16 protein-coding genes and 1 pseudogene are annotated in these 19650 nt (G+C 69.0%); 11 read left to right on the forward strand and 6 right to left on the reverse strand.

Annotated features, from left to right (window positions below):
• Nucleotides 1–195 precede the first annotated feature (195 nt).
• Genes ACP99_RS12245 through ACP99_RS12260 form a run of 4 tightly spaced genes read left to right on the forward strand, consistent with a single transcriptional unit; the run spans nt 196 to nt 3881 of the window.
• On the forward strand, nt 196–972 hold the full coding sequence (locus tag ACP99_RS12245) for an SDR family NAD(P)-dependent oxidoreductase (RefSeq protein WP_049986876.1): 777 nt from the start codon (nt 196–198) through the stop codon (nt 970–972).
• Complete coding sequence (locus ACP99_RS12250) at nt 969–2117, forward strand: Re/Si-specific NAD(P)(+) transhydrogenase subunit alpha (protein ID WP_081927462.1); 1149 nt, start codon at nt 969–971, stop codon at nt 2115–2117. The genes ACP99_RS12245 and ACP99_RS12250 overlap by 4 nt, the downstream gene beginning before the upstream one ends.
• Before the next feature lie 15 nt (nt 2118–2132).
• Nucleotides 2133–2414: an NAD(P) transhydrogenase subunit alpha gene (locus tag ACP99_RS12255; RefSeq protein ID WP_049986995.1), complete on the forward strand. Its 282-nt coding sequence runs from the start codon at nt 2133–2135 to the stop codon at nt 2412–2414.
• 3 nt (nt 2415–2417) lie between these two features.
• Nucleotides 2418–3881, forward strand: coding sequence for an NAD(P)(+) transhydrogenase (Re/Si-specific) subunit beta (locus ACP99_RS12260; RefSeq protein ID WP_049986878.1), 1464 nt, complete (start codon nt 2418–2420; stop codon nt 3879–3881).
• 24 nt (nt 3882–3905) lie between these two features.
• Here ACP99_RS12260 and ACP99_RS12265 read toward each other — a convergent pair whose 3' ends face one another.
• Nucleotides 3906–5282, reverse strand: coding sequence for a phosphoribosylamine--glycine ligase (locus ACP99_RS12265; protein WP_049986879.1), 1377 nt, complete (start codon nt 5280–5282; stop codon nt 3906–3908).
• A gap of 108 nt (nt 5283–5390) precedes the next feature.
• Here ACP99_RS12265 and ACP99_RS12270 point away from each other — a divergent pair, with 108 nt between their 5' ends.
• Both ACP99_RS12270 and ACP99_RS12275 read left to right on the forward strand, forming a co-directional pair.
• Nucleotides 5391–5681: a DUF211 domain-containing protein gene (locus tag ACP99_RS12270; RefSeq protein ID WP_049986880.1), complete on the forward strand. Its 291-nt coding sequence runs from the start codon at nt 5391–5393 to the stop codon at nt 5679–5681.
• Between the two features lie 5 nt (nt 5682–5686).
• Nucleotides 5687–6286 carry a VIT1/CCC1 transporter family protein gene (locus ACP99_RS12275; protein WP_394324868.1) on the forward strand — a complete coding sequence of 200 codons (600 nt, stop codon included), beginning with the start codon at nt 5687–5689 and terminating at the stop codon, nt 6284–6286.
• A 15-nt stretch (nt 6287–6301) separates the two neighbouring features.
• Here the strand turns inward: ACP99_RS12275 and ACP99_RS12280 are convergent, their stop codons facing one another.
• Nucleotides 6302–8935 carry a cation-translocating P-type ATPase gene (locus ACP99_RS12280; RefSeq protein ID WP_049986881.1) on the reverse strand — a complete coding sequence of 878 codons (2634 nt, stop codon included), beginning with the start codon at nt 8933–8935 and terminating at the stop codon, nt 6302–6304.
• A 187-nt stretch (nt 8936–9122) separates the two neighbouring features.
• Here ACP99_RS12280 and ACP99_RS12285 point away from each other — a divergent pair, with 187 nt between their 5' ends.
• Nucleotides 9123–9524, forward strand: a complete 402-nt coding sequence (locus ACP99_RS12285; RefSeq protein ID WP_049986882.1) for a universal stress protein — start codon at nt 9123–9125, stop codon at nt 9522–9524.
• Nucleotides 9525–9548: 24 nt separating this feature from the next.
• Here the strand turns inward: ACP99_RS12285 and ACP99_RS12290 are convergent, their stop codons facing one another.
• From ACP99_RS12290 to ACP99_RS12300, 3 genes are read right to left on the reverse strand one after another with little or no spacing between them, the layout of a single operon-like run.
• Complete coding sequence (locus ACP99_RS12290; RefSeq protein ID WP_049986883.1) at nt 9549–10796, reverse strand: ornithine cyclodeaminase; 1248 nt, start codon at nt 10794–10796, stop codon at nt 9549–9551.
• A complete protein-coding gene (locus tag ACP99_RS12295; RefSeq protein ID WP_049986884.1) occupies nt 10793–11764 on the reverse strand; it encodes an alpha/beta hydrolase in 972 nt (323 codons plus the stop codon). Before ACP99_RS12295 ends, ACP99_RS12290 begins: the two co-directional genes overlap by 4 nt.
• Nucleotides 11761–12111: a hypothetical protein gene (locus ACP99_RS12300; protein WP_049986885.1), complete on the reverse strand. Its 351-nt coding sequence runs from the start codon at nt 12109–12111 to the stop codon at nt 11761–11763. The genes ACP99_RS12295 and ACP99_RS12300 overlap by 4 nt, the downstream gene beginning before the upstream one ends.
• A gap of 130 nt (nt 12112–12241) precedes the next feature.
• Between ACP99_RS12300 and ACP99_RS12305 the strand changes: the two genes are divergently transcribed.
• Both ACP99_RS12305 and ACP99_RS12310 read left to right on the forward strand, forming a co-directional pair.
• On the forward strand, nt 12242–12997 hold the full coding sequence (locus tag ACP99_RS12305) for a response regulator (protein ID WP_049986886.1): 756 nt from the start codon (nt 12242–12244) through the stop codon (nt 12995–12997).
• A gap of 70 nt (nt 12998–13067) precedes the next feature.
• Complete coding sequence (locus tag ACP99_RS12310; protein ID WP_049986887.1) at nt 13068–13865, forward strand: SDR family oxidoreductase; 798 nt, start codon at nt 13068–13070, stop codon at nt 13863–13865.
• 38 nt (nt 13866–13903) lie between these two features.
• On the opposite strand, the gene ACP99_RS12315 is transcribed toward ACP99_RS12310, so the two are convergent.
• Complete coding sequence (locus ACP99_RS12315; protein ID WP_049986888.1) at nt 13904–14665, reverse strand: MBL fold metallo-hydrolase; 762 nt, start codon at nt 14663–14665, stop codon at nt 13904–13906.
• Between the two features lie 520 nt (nt 14666–15185).
• On the opposite strand from ACP99_RS12315, the pseudogene ACP99_RS12320 reads away from it, so the two are divergent.
• Both ACP99_RS12320 and ACP99_RS12325 read left to right on the forward strand, forming a co-directional pair.
• Nucleotides 15186–17875: pseudogene (locus ACP99_RS12320) on the forward strand (ATP-dependent helicase).
• Nucleotides 17876–17989: 114 nt separating this feature from the next.
• Entirely contained in the window at nt 17990–19636 is a 1647-nt protein-coding gene (locus ACP99_RS12325; protein ID WP_049986889.1) for an SLC13 family permease, read from the forward strand.
• The last annotated feature ends 14 nt before the right edge of the window (nt 19637–19650 follow it).

The following is a 19650-nucleotide window of genomic DNA, read 5'->3' on the forward strand; positions in this document are numbered from 1 at the left end:
AAAAGGTGGGGCCGTGGTTACCAGTTATTCACACTCGGTACACATCCGGGCCGGGTCGTCGGTGCGAACGCAGTCTATTGCGGGGTGGAAACAGACGGTAGGAACGGATTAGCGACGCGGTCGTTCCGGTGGTCCGTGGTATCCGCTCTATTATTATGCCGTTCGCCGAGCGTACCCCTCGGTGGTGTTTGGGCAATGTCACTTCTCGACGGGAAAACCGCGGTCGTCACGGGCGGTAGTTCGGGCATCGGCCGCGCGATCGCGCGCGGGTTCGCAGAGCAGGGAGCCGAGGCCGTCGTCGTCGCCGACGTCCGCGAACAACCGAAGGAGGGCGGACCACCGACCCACGAACTGATCGAAACGGAGACCGACACGAGCTCGGTGTTCGTCGAGTGCGACGTGACTGACCGCTCGGACCTCCGCGAGGCGGTCGACGCGGCCGAGGCCGCGGGCGGTCTCGACGTTCTGGTGAACAACGCCGGGATCTGGCGGTCCGAGGAGTTTTTCGAGGTCACCGAAGCGGAGTTCCAGCGGATGCTCGATATCAACCTCAAGGGGGCGTACTTCGGCTCTCAGATCGCCGCCGAGCGGTTGGTGGAAGGCGACAGTGGAGCCATCATCAACGTCTCCAGCATCGCCGGTCTCTTCGGCAACGGCGACTGGCCGACGTACGCCGCGTCGAAGGGCGGACTGACGACGCTGACGTACTCGCTCGCACACAAACTCGGGGGGCACGGGATCCGCGTGAACGCGATCCACCCGGGCGGGGTGCAGACGATGATCGGCGGCGAGCCGAGCGACCCGGAAGCGGCGGCCGAACAGGCCGAGCAGTTCACCCAGATGGTGCCGCTCGGGCGGTACGGGCAACCCGAAGACATCGCGGGCGCGGCGACGTTCCTCGCGAGCGACTTGGCGAGTTACGTCACCGGGGAATCGCTCGTCGTCGACGGCGGGTGGACGAGTTGGCGGTGAGCGTCGGCGTCCCGGGAGAGCGATCGACCGAGGAGACGCGCGTCGCGCTCGTTCCGTCGGTCGCGCGGGATCTCCTCGGGCAGGACCACGAGGTAATCGTATCGTCGGGAGCGGGGGACCGAACGGACTGGAGCGACGCGCAGTACGCCGCCGTCGGTTGCGACGTCGTCGAAGACCGCGATGCGGTCTTCGAGCGGTCGGACGTGATTCTGCACGTTCGCGCGCTGGGTGCCGCGTCCACGGACGCGATAGAACCGTATCGAGAGGGACAGACGGTCATCGGGTTGCTCGGCCCCTACGAGATCGACGAGGCGACGTTCGAGGTGCTCGCGGACCGTCGAATCAGCGCGTTCGCCCTCGAACTGCTGCCGCGAATCGGGCGGGCACAGCAGATGGACGTGCTGACTTCGATGGCGAGCGTCGCCGGGTACAAGGCGGCGGTGACGGCGGCGGACGCCTTACCGAGTCTCTTTCCGATGCAGATGACGGCGGCGGGGACGGTCCGTCCCGCGTCGGTCTTCGTCGTCGGAGCGGGTGTTGCGGGCCTCCAAGCGATCGCGACGTCGAAGCGACTGGGTGCGCGGGTCCGCGCGTACGACATCCGACCGGCCGTCGCCGAGGAGGTCGAGAGCCTCGGCGCGGACTTCCTCGAACTCGACGTCGAGGCGACCGAGACGACGGCCGCGGACGGATACGCGCGGGAGCAAGACGCGGAATTCTACCGCAAACAGCGCGAGGCGATGACAGCGGCCGTCGGGGACGCGGACGTCGTGATCACCTCAGCGGCGGTCCCCGGCCGGGCGGCCCCGACGCTCGTGACCGCTGCGATGATCGAGGAGATGGACGCGGGGTCCGTCGTCGTCGACGTGGCCGCAGACGGCGGCGGCAACTGCGAGCCGACTCGGGCGGGCGAGGTGATCGAATACGACGGCGTCACCGTCATCGGTCACACGAACCTTCCCGCGCGCGTCGCCCACACGGCGAGCCAGCTCTTCGCGAACAACGTCGCGAACTTCCTCGACGGCCTCCTCGAAGACGGCCGCCTCCACGTCGACGTCGACGACGAGATCGTCGACGCCACGCTGCTCACGCACGACGGAGCCGTCCGAGCGCCGCATCGGAGGGGAGGTTCCGATGCCGCGTAGCCGGGGGTGGACGCGGTGACGTTCGTCGAGAGCCTCACGCTGTTCGTCCTCGTCGGCTTCCTCGGTTACGAACTGATAACCAAGATCCCCGCGACGCTTCACACCCCGCTCATCGCGGGGACGAACGCGATTTCGGGGATCACCCTGATCGGGTCGGTCCTCGTCGCGGGCTCGGGGCGTTCCACGCTCGCGACCGCCCTCGGCTTCGTCGCGGTCGTCCTCGCGACGATCAACGTCGTCGGCGGCTACCTGATCAGTCACAAAATGCTCCGAAGCTTCGGGCGGCGGGGTGACTGATCGATGACCCGTGTCGCGACCGGGGTCGGTCCGGCCGCCGGGAACGGCCTCCCCCCGGACGCACTGTCCTTCGTGTACCTCGTCTCCGGCGTGCTGTTCGTCATCGGCCTTCGTCGCCTGACGCATCCGCGGACGGCCGAGCGCGGCAATCTCGTATCCGCCGTCGGGATGGCGCTCGCCGTGGGTGCCACGGTGCTCTGGTTCGAGATCCTCTCCCCGCTCGTCCTGGCGGCGGCACTGCTGTTGGGCGCGGGCGTCGGTACGTGGCTGGCACTGTCGGTGCAAACGACGGACCTGCCCCAGCTCGTGGGGCTTTTCAACGGGTTCGGCGGCGGTGCCTCCGCGCTCGTCGCGGGCGCTGAGCTGATTGACGGTGTCAGCGTCGGAGAGCTCTCCGGCCTTTCGCCGGTTGTGACCGGTGCAGCAGCGGTTACGGGGCTGATCGGGGCGGTCACGTTCTCGGGGAGCCTCGTCGCTGCCGCCAAACTGCACGGAATCTCGGAGGACCCGGCTCGGTACCCCGCCGAGAACGGGGTCAAAGTCGTCCTCGCGGCTCTCGCGGTCGCCCTCGGCCTGTCGCTTCTCACGCGGACGACGCTTGGACTGTTCCCCATCGGCGAGTTCGTCTCCCCGTACTGGCTGCTTCTCGCAGTCGCGTCGGTCCTCGGCGTCTCGGTCGTCGCTCCGATCGGCGGGGCGGATATGCCGGTCGTTATCGCGCTGCTGAACGCCTTCTCTGGGTTGGCCGCGGCCTCGACGGGGTTCGTGCTCGACAACGACGTCCTCATCATCGCCGGCACGCTCGTCGGTGCGTCCGGGCTGATCCTGACGACGATAATGTGCCGATCGATGAACCGCTCGCTCGGGGACGTCCTCTTCGGCGCGTACGGGACGTCGGGGTCGGGAGGCGACGTTGCGGACGTCTATGAGGGGACCGTCGTCTCAACGTCTCCGGAGGAGGTCGCGATGCTCCTCGAGGTCGCTCGCCGCGTGGTGATCGTGCCGGGGTACGGGATGGCAGTCGGGCAGGCACAGCACGCGGTCGCCGAGTTGGCGCAACTGCTCGCGGACGACGGGGTCGACGTCGCGTTCGGGATTCACCCGGTCGCGGGCCGGATGCCCGGTCACATAAACGTCCTGCTCGCGGAGGCGGACGTCCCCTACGAGCAGATGCGGGAACTCTCGGAGATCAACCCGACGTTCACGCAGACGGATCTCGTGCTCGTGATCGGAGCGAACGACGTCGTGAATCCGACGGCCTACTCCGCGGACCCGAGTCCGATCGCGGGGATGCCGGTGCTCGACGTCTGGGAGGCCGAGACGGTCGTCGTCAACAAACGCAGCCTGAGTCCCGGGTACGCGGGCATCCCCAATCCGCTGTTCGAGATGGACAACGCGCTGATGCTCTTCGGCGACGCGAGAGAGGCGATGCAGGCCGTGGTGAACGAGTACCAACGGAACCGCTGAGCACCGGCGCGCTCGACGTGGCTCCTACTCCTCGTTCGGTCCGAGATACCCCCACGCTTGGAGCCGATCGCCGTCGCCGTCGATCCACCGCTCGCCGACGTCGTCGCGGTAGTACATGTTCGGGACGACGATGTCGTCGATGCGATCGTAGGCCTCCTCGCGGGCGGCCTGCATCGTCTCGCCTTTCCCGGTCACGACGAGGGGCATTCCGCTCTCACCGGCGACGCGCCACTGGCCGTCGACGTTCTTGGTGTCCTCCAGGTGGATCCCCTCGCGGCCGTCGGTCCGAAAGACGATCGCGGCGTTCCGGGAGTTCTCGTCGTACGTCTTCTCGTCGTCGAAGGGAAACGGGGGCAGGACGACGCGGACGGCGACTTGGAAGCCCCTGTGAACGGTCACGTCCGGGTCGTTCCCCCGCGCGAGATCGGCGAAGAACTGTCCGGTCGAGGAGTCGATCGACTCCTCCTGTAACGCGATCGTCGGGTAGCCGAACCGCGGCGTGAACTCCAGCGGGTAGATCCCGTGCTCGTTGACGATGCAGTTGAGGTCGATGCTCCCGACGTACCCCTCCTCGGCGAGCCACCCCTCTAGTCTGCCGAGCGTCCGCTCGAACAGTTCGTTCCGCCCCGCCCAGAACATCGACGTGCCCATCTCGCCGGTGGACGGCCCGATGTTGCCCGGAAAGAGCCGCTTGTGCTCGAAGTTGAAGTTGATCCGGTCGACGAACCGCGACCCGTCGAAGAACCCGCAGACGGCGATCTCGACGCCCTCGACCTTCCGCTGGAGTTGGAAGCCCTTCATTCGGTGGCCCCAAGCTTTCTCGTAGGCGGCGAGCACGTCGACGACGTCGCTGCCGTCGTCTTCGTCGCCGACGTACAGGAGGCGCTTGACGTTCTGCACCTCGCCGAGCGGCTTGATCACGTACGGTGCCGGGTTCGCTTCGACGTGTCGGATCCCCTCGCCGAAGTCGTCGAAGACGTGGTGCTCGACGGTCTCGACGCCGTTGGCTTCGAGGACGTCCATCGCGTAGCCGCGGTCCGCCTCGAGCCGGTCTGTGTTCGGCGTGCCGCCGACGACCGCCTTCCCCCGCTCACGGAGTTCCTGTGCCAGCGCACCCGTCCCGACGTCGCCCTCACCTCGCGGGGCGTCACCCTCCTCGCCCGCGACGCCCGCCGCGGCCTCCGCTCCCGCGACCCAGATGTCGTCGAAGACGATCACGTCGGCCCACTCGACGTCCGCCTCCCAGTCGTCGGTCTTCGGGACGAACCCGTCGCCGATCTCTCGATCGGTCTCGGACTCGATGTAGTACTTGACGTCGTGTCCCTCCCGATGGATCTGCCACGCGAGGTCGGCGATCAGCGCGGCGTCGGCGGAGACGAACAGGAACCGCTGTCGGTCCATACGTCGCGTTCGGGCGGAGACGACTTCAGTGTGGGAGCCGCGCGTCCCGGCGGCGCCGTCTCGAACCACCCGGCGGTATTAAGCGACTCCGCGCCGACAACTCCCCTAATGGCAGTGCTCCGACGTGTCGTCATCGACGTGCTGAAACCGCACGAGCCGACGATGCTCGCGTTCACCGAGCGGGTCGCCGAGGTCGAGAGCATCGACGCCGTCTCGACGTCGCTGATCGAACTGGACCAAGAGGTCCAGAACGTCAAGATCACCGCGGAGGGGTCGGCGATCGAGTACGACGCCGTCGAGGACGCGGTCGACGGGCTCGGCGGGACGGTCCACTCCGTCGATCAGGTCGCATTCGGGGAGTACGTCGTCGACGAGCGCGACACGCCGCAGGACGGGTGAGCGCCGTGGCGTCGACGCTCTCGATCCTGTCGACGCTCGCGGTCGTCCGGCGGCTCCTCGGCCGGGAGGATATCCGCGCGATCTCCCGGCGGTACTTCGTCTCGAACGGTTTCGACGGGACCCTGACGAGCATCGGCGTGATCGTCGGCGCGGTGCTGTCCGGGATTCCTGACGGCATCACCGTCGTCAAGATCGGCCTCGGAGCGGCCGTCGGACTGGGGACCTCCGCCGTCTGGAGCGTCTGGGAGATCGAACGCGCGGAGACGCAGGCGAAGATCAACCGGCTGGAGCGAGCGATGCTGATCGACCTCGACGACACCCGCGTCCACCACGAGCAGCGCGGCGCGCGGGTGGTCCACGCCGCCGCCAGCGGGCTCGGACCGCTCATCGGGATTCTGCTCCCGCTCGTGCCCTTCACGCTCGAAGGGACGCTCTTCACGATGGCAGAGGCGGGCGTCGCTGGCGTCGCGATCGGCGTCGGGATCCTCGCGGTGTTCGGCGCGTACATGAGCCGGATCTCCGGACAGCGGTGGTACGTCTCGGCGCTGCGGATGGCGCTGGCCGGCCTCGTCGTCGCCGGGATCAACCTGTTTCTGCCCGGGTGAGGAGACTGCGCGGCGTCAGGACGCGTCGGCCGGTCGAGCCGCGGACCCGCGCTCGGACCGCCGCCGGCGTCTGAGCGCCCATCCGAGCGCGACGAGCACGGGCGCGCCCAGCAGGAACGTCAGCCCCAGCAGTCCCCAGTCGGCGAGCGCGAGCGGGACGGTCCCGAAGTACGCGTTCAGCGGGGTGTACAGGACCGCGAGCTGGAGCAGCATCGAGCCCGCGACGGCGAGGGCGAGCCACCGGTTCGCGAGCGGCGAGGTGCCGCGCATCCACCGGACGACGTAGAGCTTGACGAACTCGAAGCCGACGAACCCGGTGAAGACCATCGTCATCGCGTACGGCGTCACCGAGGGCGCGCCGTCGAGCGTGTACCACAGCAGGCCGAGGAACAGCGCCGTGGCCGTCAGCCCGGCCCCGCCGATGAAGCGCTGCATCTCCGCGTCGATGATTCCGGCGGCCCGTTCGCGCGGCGTCCGGTCCATCACGTCGCCGCCGGGGTCGACGCCGACCGCGAGCGCGGGCAGGCCGTCGGTGAGGAGGTTGATCCAGAGCAGTTGGACCGCCGGGAGGACGAGGTAGCCGAACAGCGAGGCGACGAAGACGACCGCGACCTCGGCGGCGTTGGCGCTCAGGAGGTACGCGACGAACTTCCAGATGTTGTCGAAGATCGTCCGCCCGCGGCGGATCGCGTTGCGGATCGTCGCGTAGTTGTCGTCGAGCAGCACGATGTCGCTGGCCTCCTTTGCGACCTCGGTGCCGCGGACGCCCATCGCGATGCCGACGTCTGCGTTCTTCAGCGCGGGCGCGTCGTTGACGCCGTCGCCCGTCATCGCGACCGCGTGGCCGTTGGCCTGCAGCGCCTCGAGAATGCGGACCTTGTGGGTCGGCTCCGCGCGCGCGAACACGTCGACTTCCTCGACCCGCTCGCGCAGCGTCTCGTCGTCGAGTTCCTCGACCTCCCTGCCGGTCAGGACCGACGAGTCGACGCCGATCTGCGCGCCGATCGCCCCGGCCGTGAGCGCGTTGTCGCCGGTGATCATCTTCACGTCGATCCCCGCGCGGTGCGTCTCCGCGATCGCGTCGGCGACCTCCGCACGCGGCGGATCGAGCATCCCCTGCAGGCCGACGAACACGAGGTCCTCCTCGTAGCCGGCGCGGTCGGCGTCGTCGACTGAGCCCTCCGGACTGCCGCCGTCGGTCCGCGGCTTGTACGCGAACCCGAGCACCCGAAGCGCGTCCCCGGCGAACGCCTCGATCTGCTCGGTGACCGCCGCGCGGGTCTCGTCGTCGAGGTCGACGGGGCCATCGGGGCCGAGGACGCGCGTCGAGCGCGAGAGCACCTCCTGCGGCGCGCCCTTGAGGTAGACGACGTCGTCGTGGACCGTCGTCATCCGCTTTCGCTCCGAGGAGAAGGGGATCTCGTCGCGTCGCGGCCGCTCCGCGCGCCTCTCGTCGGCGTCGATTCCGTGGCCCTCGGCCGCGACGACGAGCGCGCGCTCGGTCGGGTCGCCCGAGTCGTCGCTCGCGTCGTTGCAGACGACGCCGACGTCGAACAGCCGGTCGAGCCGATCGTCGATCTCGGCGCGCTCGCCGTCGGAGTCGCCGAGGTCGACGACCTCGTCGTAGACCCAGACCCGCTCGACGCGCATCTTCCCCTCCGTGAGCGTCCCCGTCTTGTCCGTGCAGACGACGTCGACGGAGCCGAGCGCCTCGACCGCCGGCAGCGTCCGCACGAGGGCGTTCTCATCGGCCATCCGCCGCACCCCGATCGCGAGCGTCAGGGTCACCACCGCCGGAAGCCCCTCCGGGATGGCGGCGACCGCGAGCGAGACCGCCGTCAGCCCGGCCTGTACGACCCCGCGACCGCCGAAGACGAGAAGCGGGACGACCAGCGCAGACAGCGCGAGCACGGCGATCCCCAGTCGGCGGGCGAGCCTGTCGAGGTCGCGCTGCAGCGGGGTGAGCGACTCGTCGGTGCCGACGAGCGCCGCGGCGATCTCGCCCATCTCCGTCTCCATCCCCGTCTCGGCGACGACCGCGACCGCGCCGCCACGCGTCACGCTCGTCCCCTTGTAGATCATGTTCGACCGCTCCGCCAGCGGCGCGTCGGCGTCGACGGCGTCGGTGGTCTTCCCGACGGGGACGCTCTCGCCGGTGAGCGCGGCCTCGTCGACTTCGAGTCCGCCCGCGTCGAGGACGCGGGCGTCGGCCGGCACGACGTCGCCCTGTTCGAGGACGATCACGTCGCCGGGGACGAGATCGATCGCGTCGATGGTCTGCTCGGTCCCCCCGCGGCGGACCACGACCTCGGGGGTCGCCAGTTCCCGGAGCGCCTCCAGACTCCGCTCGGCGCGGTACTCCTGCACGAAGCCGAAGACGCCGTTCAGCGTGAGGATGATGCCGATCAGGACCGCGTCGACGAGGTGGCCGATGGCGACCGAGAGGGCGGCGGCGACGAGCAGCACCCAGATGAGCGCGCTGGAGAACTGCGCGAGGAAGATCGCCAGCGGACCCCGGCCCTGCTCTCCCGTGACCTCGTTCGGGCCGGCGGTTTCCAGCCGCGAGGCGGCGTCCTCCGACGACAGCCCCTCCGGCGACGTGTCGAGTTCCGCACAGACCTCCTCGGCGGACCGGCTGTGCCACTCCATCGTCTGTCAGAACAATCACAACACTGCCATATCTACTGTCGCCCCGGCGTCGCCCGAGCGGCCGCGGCGAAGGGTCGAAGCGTGGAAGCGGCGACCCGGACTGAAAAACGCCACTGAGACCGTCGGTCGGTCGTAAATGTTCCCGACGTCTGGTGGGTTTTTGGTCTCTCCGGCCGGGAGGTAGCGTATGACGACGTACGTACTCGCGACGAACCACGTCGACACCAGCGCGCGCCTCTGTGATTACCTCGTCGAGCGGGTCTCCGCCAGCGACGAGATCCACGCGGTGAACTCCCAGCGCGGCGGCGACGAGACCGACGCCGACGACATCCGCGACGGCGAGGAGGCGCTCAACGTCGTCTCCTCGCGGCTCGGCGGGATCGCGACGGTAGAGACCCACCAGTTCGTGCGCGGCAACGACCCCTACGAGGACGTCCTCGAACAGGCCGAGACGGTCGACGCCGACGAGATCGCCATCGGAATCAGAAAGCGGAACCCGACCGCGAAGGTCGTCTTCGGCAGCACCGCCCAGCGGATTCTCCTGCACGCGAACCGACCGATGATCGTCGTTCCGCTCGAAGACGTCTAACGGCGGCGACCCTCTCTCGACGCGTCAGTCCGATTCCTCGAGCACCGCGTCGGCCAGCAGCGGCACGAACGTCCCGACGTCGGTCACCATCCCGATCGCCTGCGAACTGCCGCGGTCGAGCAACTGCGTCACGGTCGCGGGGTTGATGTCGACGCAGACGACCTTCGTCGTCGACGGCAGGCAGTTGCCGACGGCGACGGAGTGAAGCAGCGAGGAGAGCAGCAGGACGAGGTCGGCCTCGCGGGCCTGCTCGCGGATCGCCTCTTGCGCCTCGACGGCGTCGGTGATCGTGTCCGGCAGCGGCCCGTCGTCGCGGATCGACCCCGCGAGCACGTACGGGACGTCGTTCTCGACGCACTCGTACATCACGCCCTCGGTGACGATACCGTCCTCGACCGCCGGCTCGATGCCGCCGGCGCGGATGATCTCGCTGATCGCGTAGATGTGGTGTTTGTGCCCCTTCCGCGGGTGTTCCATCGTCTCCATGTCCATCCCCAGCGACGTCCCGTAGAGGCCGCGCTCGATGTCGTGGGTGGCGAAGCCGTTGCCCGCCGAGAGCATATCGACGTAGCCCTCGCGGACGAGTCGCGCGAGGTCGTCGCCGCCGCCGGCGTGGATGACGGCCGGTCCGGCGACGACGAGCACCGACTCCCCGCGCTCTTTGGTCGCGACGACCGCGTCGGCGACCTCCCGGATCAGCGACTCGGAGGGCCGCTCCGAGGAGACGCCGCCCTGCATGAAGCCGAACGGCCCGGAGGCGTCCCGCGGGCGGTCCGGCGGCTTCACGCGGATGCCCGCCTCGTCGGTGACGACCAGGTCGCCCTCGCGGATCGCGTTGAGGACCTTCGTGTGCGCCCGCACGTCGGGGTCGTCACCTGTCGAGCCTCGCTCGACGACGATCGCGCAGTCCATCTCGATGTTCTCGACCGGGATCCACTCGCCGTCGTATCGGACCTCCGTCGGGTGGTTCGTCGTCGAGTAGAAACCCTTCGGGACCACCTGGTCCGCGGGTGCGGGCTCGACCTTCGCGTCGACGGGGTCCGCGAGGTTCGCGCCGTTCTGGTGCAGTTCGTGGAGGATCTCCCGGAGCGAGTCCTCGTCGTCGGCGCTGACGGACATCCGGCAGTACGACGTCTCGTCTTTGTGCCGCCCGACGTCGAACGTCTCGATCTCGAAACTGCCGCCGAAGTCCATCACGATCCCGAAGGCTCGCTGGAGCGTCCCCGAGTCGATGATGTGCCCCTCCAGTTCGACGGTCCGCGTGAGGCTCACTGCCGACCTCCCACCGCGTCGGCGAACGCGAGTCCGTGGCCGACCGCCTGTTCGAGCCCCGTCCCGTCGTACAGGTCGAAGTGGCCCGCGGGGAGGCGAACCAGCGTCGCCTCCGCGAGCGCGTCGCTCGCGGCCTCGATCGACTCGATCGGCACGACGTCGTCCCGCGTGCCGCCGAGGAACAGGACCGGGCAGGACAGTCGCTCGCGGTCCTCGTCGGGCGCGTGACGGGCCAGCGCGAGGAGCGACCGCGCCGGAGTCCGGTTCTCCCAGTCCTCGCCGGCGAGATTGCGGTACGCGCGCGGCGCGCTCGGCGTCGACACGAGCGCGAGACCGCCGTTCCCGTCGCCGCCCTCGTCGACCACCGGGACGGTGTAGGGGCCGCGGATGCGAGACTGGAGGCGGTCGCGGACGCCAGCGACCGCCCCGCGGACGAGGAATCCGCGCCCTCGCCGGCTGAGGAAGTCGCGTCCGGAGAGGATCGGCGTCTGCGAGACGACCGCGTCGATCCGCGGATCGTCGGCGGCGACGTCGAGGACGGTGCCGCCCGCGAGGTCGACGCCCCAGAGGACGACGCGACCGGAAGCGACGTCGTTGCGACCGCGCAGACCCGCGAGGGCCGCCTCCCAGTCGGCGCGCAGGCGCGTCGGCGAGAGGAGGTTCCGCGGTTCCCCGTCGCTGTCGCCCGCGTGCCGAGCGTCGAACCGGAACACCGCGTATCCGGCCGCGGCGAGGCGCTCCGCGTAGCGATCCAGCCCCGCTCCCTCGGCACCGATCGGCCCGCCGCCGAGGACGATGAGCGCGGGGTCGGCGGGGCGATCGGGGCGGTACAGTCGACCCACGCAGCGCTCTCCGCCGCTGCGGAACGTCAGCTTCACCGTCGAGAACTCGTATCTGGAGGGTCGACGACGGCGGCTCGGAGGGCGCTCGGCGTCCCCGCTCTCGGACTCTGGGCGACGGACCGTCACCGTCGCTCCTCCGAGAGCGTCGCGATGACCCGTTCGGAGAACTCCTCGCCGCTGATGTCGTAGGCGACGTACTCGCGGAACCACTCGCCCTCGGCGTGCCACGTCCCCTGGACGTCGTCGTCGTGCCGGAGCACCGTCGCCTCGACGCGCTTGGGCTCCCACTCGTCGTGCTCCGCGGCATCGACGAAGGTCCGGAGGGCGCGCCCCATCTCCTGGTGGTTCACCGAGACGTCGGGGAAGGCGGTGAGGTAGACCAAGTCGACGGCATCGCCGCTCGGATCGATCGACTCGACGCTGATCCCGTTCGATCGGAGGTCGCCTTCGAGCCCCGAGATGACGTCGTTCATATCCGACCCTTCAATCCGGAGCGAGTAAACAGTTGCCGCAGCGGGCGGACTCCGGACGCCCGTCGGGGTCGGAATCAGCGCAGATAATCGAGCCACAAGGCATTTTTCTCCGAGGTCCGCAGCTTCGTCCGTGTCAGCCACTGACGAGCCGCTCTCGGTCCTCCACGTCGACGACGACCCGGATTTGGGGGCGTTAGTGAAGACCTTCCTCGAACGGGACGGAAGCGGTATCGACTGCACCGTGGCGACGGAGACGTCGCCGACGGACGCTCTCGAACGGATTCGCGACTCCGAGTCGGCCTTCGACTGCGTGATCAGCGACTACAAGATGCCCGAGATGAACGGCGTCGCGTTCCTGGAGGCGGTCCGCGAGACGCACCCGGAACTGCCGCTGCTCCTGTTCTCCGGCGAGGCGACGAACGACGTCGCCGCCGAGATCATCCAGGCGGGGCTCACCGACTACCTCCGAAAGGGGCTGGGAACCGACCAGTACACGATGCTGATCCGCCGGGTCGAACACGCCGTCGAGGGCGGCGGGCAATTCGACCCGGAGGCCGAGACCGAACTCGACGGGGTCGGCGTCGTCGGTTCCGACGAGCGCTTCGAGGAGGCCGACGACACCTACGCGTCGTTCTACGGCTACGACGCCGACGACGTCGAGGGGAAACACTGGAGCGAACTCCATCCCGAGGAGGAGGTCGAACACATCCGCACGCACGTCCTGCCGGTCGTCCGGCGCGGGGGCGAGTGGAGCGGCCGCAGCCGCGGGCTTCGGTCCGACGGCAGTACGTTCACCGAGTCGAAGATGGTGACGGCGCTGGACGACGGTCGGCTGCTGATCGCGGTCTCGGAACTCGACGATTCGGGACTGGGAACGACGGACTGATCCTGCGACGGTCTCGTCCGTCCTCGGCCGACGAATGAACGCTTTTGTGCATCGAGCGGCCTCCCGGACTATGGACCTGGAGATCGCCGGAGACGCGGCGCTCGTGACGGCGTCGAGCAGCGGACTCGGGAAAGCCTCGGCGAGGGCGCTCGCCGCCGAAGGCGTCGACGTCGTCCTGAACGGACGGGACGAAGCGCGGCTCGAAGCCGCGGTCGCGGACGTCCGCGAGGCCGCGGAGGACGGCGCGTCCGTCGTCGGGCACGCGGTCGACCTCACCGACCCGACAGCCGGGGACGCGCTCGTCGAGCGAGCGGTAGCGGAGTTCGGCGGATTGGACCACCTCGTCACCTCCGCCGGGGGGCCGCCGGCGAAACCGTTCGTCGAAACGAGCGACGCGGACTGGTACGACGCGTTCGACCTGCTGGTGATGAGCGTCGTCCGGACGATCCGAGCGGCCGAGCCGCACCTCCGCGAGAGCGACCACGGAACGGTCGTGACGATCGGCTCGCTCCGCGTCAAAGAGGCGACCGACGATCTCGTGCTCTCGAACGCGGTCCGTTCGGGGGTCGTCGGCTTGGAGAAGACCCTCTCGAAGGAGTTCGCGCCGGACATCCGAGCGAACGCCGTGCTCCCGGGCACCCACAGGACGCCGCGGGTGGAAAAACGCGTCGAGGACGGCGTGCGCGACGGCAGCTACGACTCCTTCGAGGCGGGACTCGAAGCCCGCGCGAGTAACATCCCGCTCGGTCGTCTCGGCGACCCGGAGCGGTTCGGTCAGACGGTCGCCTTCCTCTCATCGCCGGCGTCGTCGTTCGTCTCGGGCGCTGCCGTCCCTATCGACGGGGGCGAGAGCGCCTCGACGATGTGACTCCGCGGGCCTCGAAGCCCCGCTCGATCACGGCTCGGTCAGGGTTCGATCTCCACGCTCAGGCCGTCGTGAGCGAATCTGACGTCGCCGTCGTACCGCGAGCGGATCGAGTCGAGCATCTCCTCGTGGCGGCCCTCGGTGTGCGGGTACAGATGCGTCAGGTACACGCGCCCGATGTCGTGGCCCGCCAGCACGTCGCCGAGTTGCGAGGGCGTCGGATGGGTCGCGACGTCGACGTCGTCGGGGAACGAGCAGTCGTGCGCGAGGACGGCCGCGCCGTCGGCAAAGTTCGCGAGGCTCGCCGCGGCCTCGCCGTCGCCGGAGAAGACGACGTCGCCAGCGGAGCCGTCGGCGTCGGGATCGGCGAACCGGTAGGCCAGACAGTCCATCGAGTGGGTCATCTCCGTCGCCGACACGTCGAACCCCGCGAGCGAGAAGTCGGTCGGGCCGACCTCGCGGACGCTCAGATCGACGCGGCCGTCGAGGTAGTCGTGAACCGAGAGCAGCCCGTCGAGCAGTGATTTCGTGCCCGCGGGGCCGACGACTTCGAGGTGCTCCTCGCCCGCGAGCCAGCGGGCCTTCAGGAGCGGGAGCACGTCGGCGACGTGGTCGAGGTGGTGATGCGTGAGGAGCACGGTCGAGACGCCCTCGTAACCGACTTCGGTGTCCGCGAGCCGGTGGAGGACGCCGCTGCCGCAGTCGACCAGCAGGGACCGGTCGCCGCGTTCGAGGAGCAGACCGGCTTGGACGCGGTCGGGGACGGGCATCGCGCTGCCCGTTCCGAGGAAGGTCAGACGCATACGGCTTCGTAGACGACGCCGGCCGAAAACCGTTCGGGGGACTGCGACCCCGACGGACCTCCCGCGAGCGTTTATGTACGAACGGGCGGCCACAGCCCCCGTGACGTAGACGCGAGCCCGCGTCGGGCAGCGGTTGTCTGGCACGTCGACGCGGGAGCGGACGGGCGCGGCACCGAGGAGGCCGCGAGTCGTCGATGCGGGTGCCAGCTGTTCGCCACGATACGCCGGGAGAACCATCGGTGGTGCGGATGATCCGCCTCCGTTAGAGAGCGATACGCTCCCGACTTGCGCGTCGGAAGCGGGCAGAACCCACTTATCCGTCCGCTCCTACCTCCAGACGATGCCGCCGACCGGGCGCGAACTGCTCCGACGAGCCGCCACCGACACAGCGGCGGCTGACGCCGGCGACGAGACCGCCGACACCGGCGCTGCCGTCGCCGTCGAAGGCGACGACGCACGTGCGGACGCGGAACGCGCCCTCGAAGCCGACCCGTTCGCGTTCGATCCCGACGCCGTCGACATCGCCGACGAGGACGTGCTCGACCGTCTCGAACCCGCCGTGCGTGAGTGGTGGGTCGACGAGTTCGGCCGCTACGTCGGCCAGAACGGGGGCTTCTTCACGCCGCCGCAGCGGGAGGCGATCCCGCTCGTCGACGAGGGCGAGAACGCGCTCGTGTGTGCGCCTACCGGGTCGGGGAAGACGCTCGCGAGCTTCACCGCGATTCTGAACGACCTGTTTCGGCGCGGCAGAGAACGCGAGGACGGCCTCGACAACTCGGTGTACTGCCTGTACGTCTCGCCGCTGAAGTCCCTCGCCAACGACATCCACCGCAACCTCACGGTTCCCCTGGAGGGCATCGAATCGCGGATGGACGAGCGAGACGAGGCCGTCGAAGTCCGGCACGCGATCCGCCACGGCGACACCGAGTCCAGCGAGCGCCAGCGGATGCTCGAGGAGACGCCGCACGTCCTCAACACGACCCCGGAGACGCTCGCGATCCTCCTGAACGCGCCGAAGTTCAGAGAGAAGCTCCGGACGGTCGAGTACGTCGTCGTCGACGAGATCCACAGCCTCGCGGCCAACAAACGCGGGACGCACCTGTCGGTCTCTCTGGAGCGGCTCGAAGCACTCACGGACGCCTCGCCGACCCGGATCGGCTGCTCGGCGACGGTCGAACCCCTCTCGGAGATGGCCGAGTTCCTCGTCGGCCGCGACGGGGACGGAGCGCCGCGGGACTGTGAGATCGTCGACACGCGCTTCGTCCGCGACTTCGACCTCCGGCTGGAGTGCCCGACCGACGACCTGATCCACACGCCGCGGTCGGAGATCCAATCGGGCTTCTACGACCGACTCCACGAGTTGATCGAGGGCCACGAGAACACGCTGGTGTTCACGAACACCCGCTCGGGGGCCGAGCGCGTCCTCGAAACCCTGCGGGAGCGCTTCGACGCCTACGACGACGCCAACTCGGGCTGTCACCACGGCAGCCTCTCGAAGGAGCGCCGACAGGCCGTCGAGAGGGACTGAAGGAGGGCTCCTTGGACGTCGTCACGACCTCGACGAGCCTGGAGTTGGGCATCGATATGCCGCACCTCGACCTCGTGGTGCAGGTCGGCTCGCCGAAATCCGTCGCATCCCTGCTGCAGCGCGTCGGCCGCGCGGGACACAGCCTCGGGCAGACCGTGGAGGGGCGCGTGATCGCGCTCGACCGCGACGAACTCGTCGAGTGCGCGGTGATGCTCCGGAAGGCCGAAGACGGCTTCGTCGACCGGGTGTTCGTGCCCGAGAACGCCCACGACGTCGCCGCCCAGCACGTCTACGGGATGGCGATCGCGGCGGTCCGCCGGGAGGCCGACGTACTCGCGACGCTCCGTCGGGCGTACCCGTATCGGAACTACAGCGACGACGACTGGGAGCGGCTGCTCCGGTATCTCACCGCCGACTACGAGGGCCTCGAAGAGAAGAACGTCTACGCGAAGGTCTGGCGCGACACCAACGACCCGCCCGACGGCGAGCACCACTACGAGGACTTCCCCGTCGGCGAGCCGCTGCTCGGCAAGCGCGGTCGACTCGCCCGCGTCATCTATATGACGAACCTCGGGACGATCCCCGATTCGTTCACCTGCGAGGTTCGAACGCGACAGGGCGAGGAGTGGGTCGGGACGCTCGACGAGGACTACCTCGACACCCTGGAAAAGGGCGACGTGTTCGTCCTCGGCGGAGAGCGGTTCGCCTACCGCTACCGCCGCGGCTCGAAGGTCTACGTCGACCGGACGAGCAAGGAGGCGACGGTCCCCTCGTGGTTCTCCGAGCGACTGCCGCTGTCGTACGACCTCGGTCGAGAGATCGGCTCGTTTCAGGCGGAACTCCTCGACCGGCTCGACGCCGGCGGCCCGCCCGCCGTCCGCGAGTGGCTTCGGGAGTTCCCGGTCGACGAGAACGCCGTGCGCGCGATCACGCGGCTGTTCGACGAGCAGCGACGCTATGCGGGAGCCGACAGCGTCGCCACCGACCGCCGCTTCGTCGTCGAGGAGACGCTCGATCGGGAGACCTACCGGAGGCACTTCTACGTCCACTCGACGTTCGGACGGCGGTTCAACGACGGCCTCTCGCGGCTCGTCGCCGCCCGCTGCGCCAACCGATCGAACGCCAACGTCCAGATCGCGGTCGCGGACAACGGCTTCTCCCTGTCGATGCCGCTGAACCGGAAGGTCGACGTCGCGGGCGCGCTCGCCGAACTCGACCCCGAGACGGTGCGCGAGGACCTCCGCGATGCGCTCGCGGAGACCGATCTACTCAAGCGCTACTTCAGGATCAACGCCACCCGCGCGCTGATGATCTTAAAGCGGTACAAGGGCTACGAGAAGTCGGCGGCCCAACAGCAGGTCTCCGCGGAGATGCTGTTGTCCTTCGCCGACGACCTCGAGGAGTTCGCGGTGATGGAGGAGACCTACCGGGAGATCGTCGAGGACAAACTGAACGTCGCGGCCGTCGAGGACGCGCTCGCGGCGCTCGAAACCGGCGACTTCGAGGTCGTCACGAAACGGGTGGACTCGCCGACGCCGCGGGCGTTCGGGCTCGCGACGCTGCTCGCCAGCGACGTGGTCCTCGCCGAGGACGAGAGCGCCGTGTTGCGGGAGTTCCACGAGCGGGTGATGGAATCGATCGACGACGCGGAGTCCTCCGAGCGCTCGAACGTCGACGGCTAGAGCGTTCTCCGTCGGTGCGGGACGCGACCCAACGGTTCGTATGCACCCGTGAGTCGTGCGCCCCCGCTCTTTTAGGTCGTAGCGAGTGTCGACGACTGTATCCCGGGGAGAGCAATGACCGGAGTCGGACTGTCGAGGCCGCAGCGACGGCTCGTCCTGTTCGCGGTCGCCGTCGCGGGGACGGGAGCCGTCGCTGTCGCTCCCGCACCGAGCGGACTCTCGCTCGCGGGGCAGTACGCGCTGGCGACGACGTTCTTCGCAGGCTTCCTGTGGGTCACCGGCACGCTCCCGCTTTCGGTGACTGCGCTGTCGATCCCGTTCGTGCTGACCGGCTTCGGAGTGTACCCCGAGTTGGCCGCCGCGCTGTCCGGGTTCGCGGACCCGATCATCTTCCTGTTCCTGGCCGGATTCATGCTGGCGAACGCGCTGCAGAAGTACGCCATCGACCGACGGTTCGCGCTGTGGCTGCTCGCGAAGATGGGAACGTCGCCGCGTCGACTCGTCGCCGCCGTGATGCTCGCGACCGCGTTCCTCTCGATGTGGGTGTCGAACACGGCGACGGCGGCGATGATGACGCCGATCGCGGTCGGGGTGATCGCACAGGTGGTCGGCGCGGACGCTGTGGCGGTCTCCTCGCGGTACGCGCCGATCGAGACCGCCGGCGCTGACGTTGATCGCGACGCTGTCGAGGCCGCCCCCGGGAGCGATCCCGGAGCCGCGGAGTCGGTCCCGTTCAGCAACTTCCAGCTCTCGATGCTCCTCGGGACGGCGTACGCCGCCAGCGTCGGCGGCGTCGGCACGATCATCGGCACGCCGCCGAACGCGGTTCTCGCCGCCCAGTTGAACGCGCTCCTGGGCTACGAGATCGGTTTCGCCCGGTGGCTCGCGGTCGGCGTCCCGGTCGTCGTCGTCACGCTCCCGATCGTGTGGTACGTCCTCACGTTCTGGATCTACCCGCCGCGCGTCGAGAACGTCGACGCCGCGCGTTCGGAGGCGAAGGCGCGCCTCGAAGCGAGCGGTCCGCTGAGTCCGCGCGGGCGACGCGTCGCGGTCATCTTCACCGCGACAGCCGCGCTGTGGGTGCTCGGCGGTCTCGGCGACCTCCTCGCGCCCGCGCTGCCGGCGGCGTGGGCCACGACGGTCTTCGGCGGCGCGGGGGCGTCGGTCCTCGGCGTCGAGGGACACCAGGGGCTGCTCTACTACGTGATGGTCGGGCTCGCGGCGATCCCCGCGCTCGTGCTCGCGGACACGATGACGTGGGGGGAGTTGGCCGATGTCGACTGGGGGACGATCCTGCTCTTCGGCGGCGGTATCTCGCTCGCGGAGTCGCTCGCGAAGACGGACGCGACCGACTGGATCGCCCGGACGGCGTTCGGGTCGCTCACGGACGCACCGATCGCGCTCGTCGTCGGCGTCGTCGTGTTCCTCGTGATCTTCCTCACGGAGATGACCTCCAACACCGCGACGGCGACGATCATCGTCCCGATCCTGGTCGGGTTGGGCGGCGCGTTTGCGGCGACGACGGGCCTCACCGAGACGTCGACAGCGGTCTTCCTCTCCGTCGCGGGGGCGGTCGCGGCGAGTTTCGCCTTCGCGCTTCCGGTGGCGACCCCGCCGAACGCGGTCGTCTTCGGGTCGGGCTACATCGAACAGCGACATATGCTGCGCGCCGGCGTCGCGCTGAACCTCCTGATGACCGTCGTGCTCACGGCGTTGCTGTGGCTGTGCTTTCGGTTCCTCTGGCCGTCCATCTTGTGGTAATCCTCGGGCTGCGC

Origin of the sequence: Halobellus rufus (assembly GCF_000739575.1) — an archaeon.
Classification (GTDB): domain Archaea; phylum Halobacteriota; class Halobacteria; order Halobacteriales; family Haloferacaceae; genus Haloquadratum; species Haloquadratum rufum.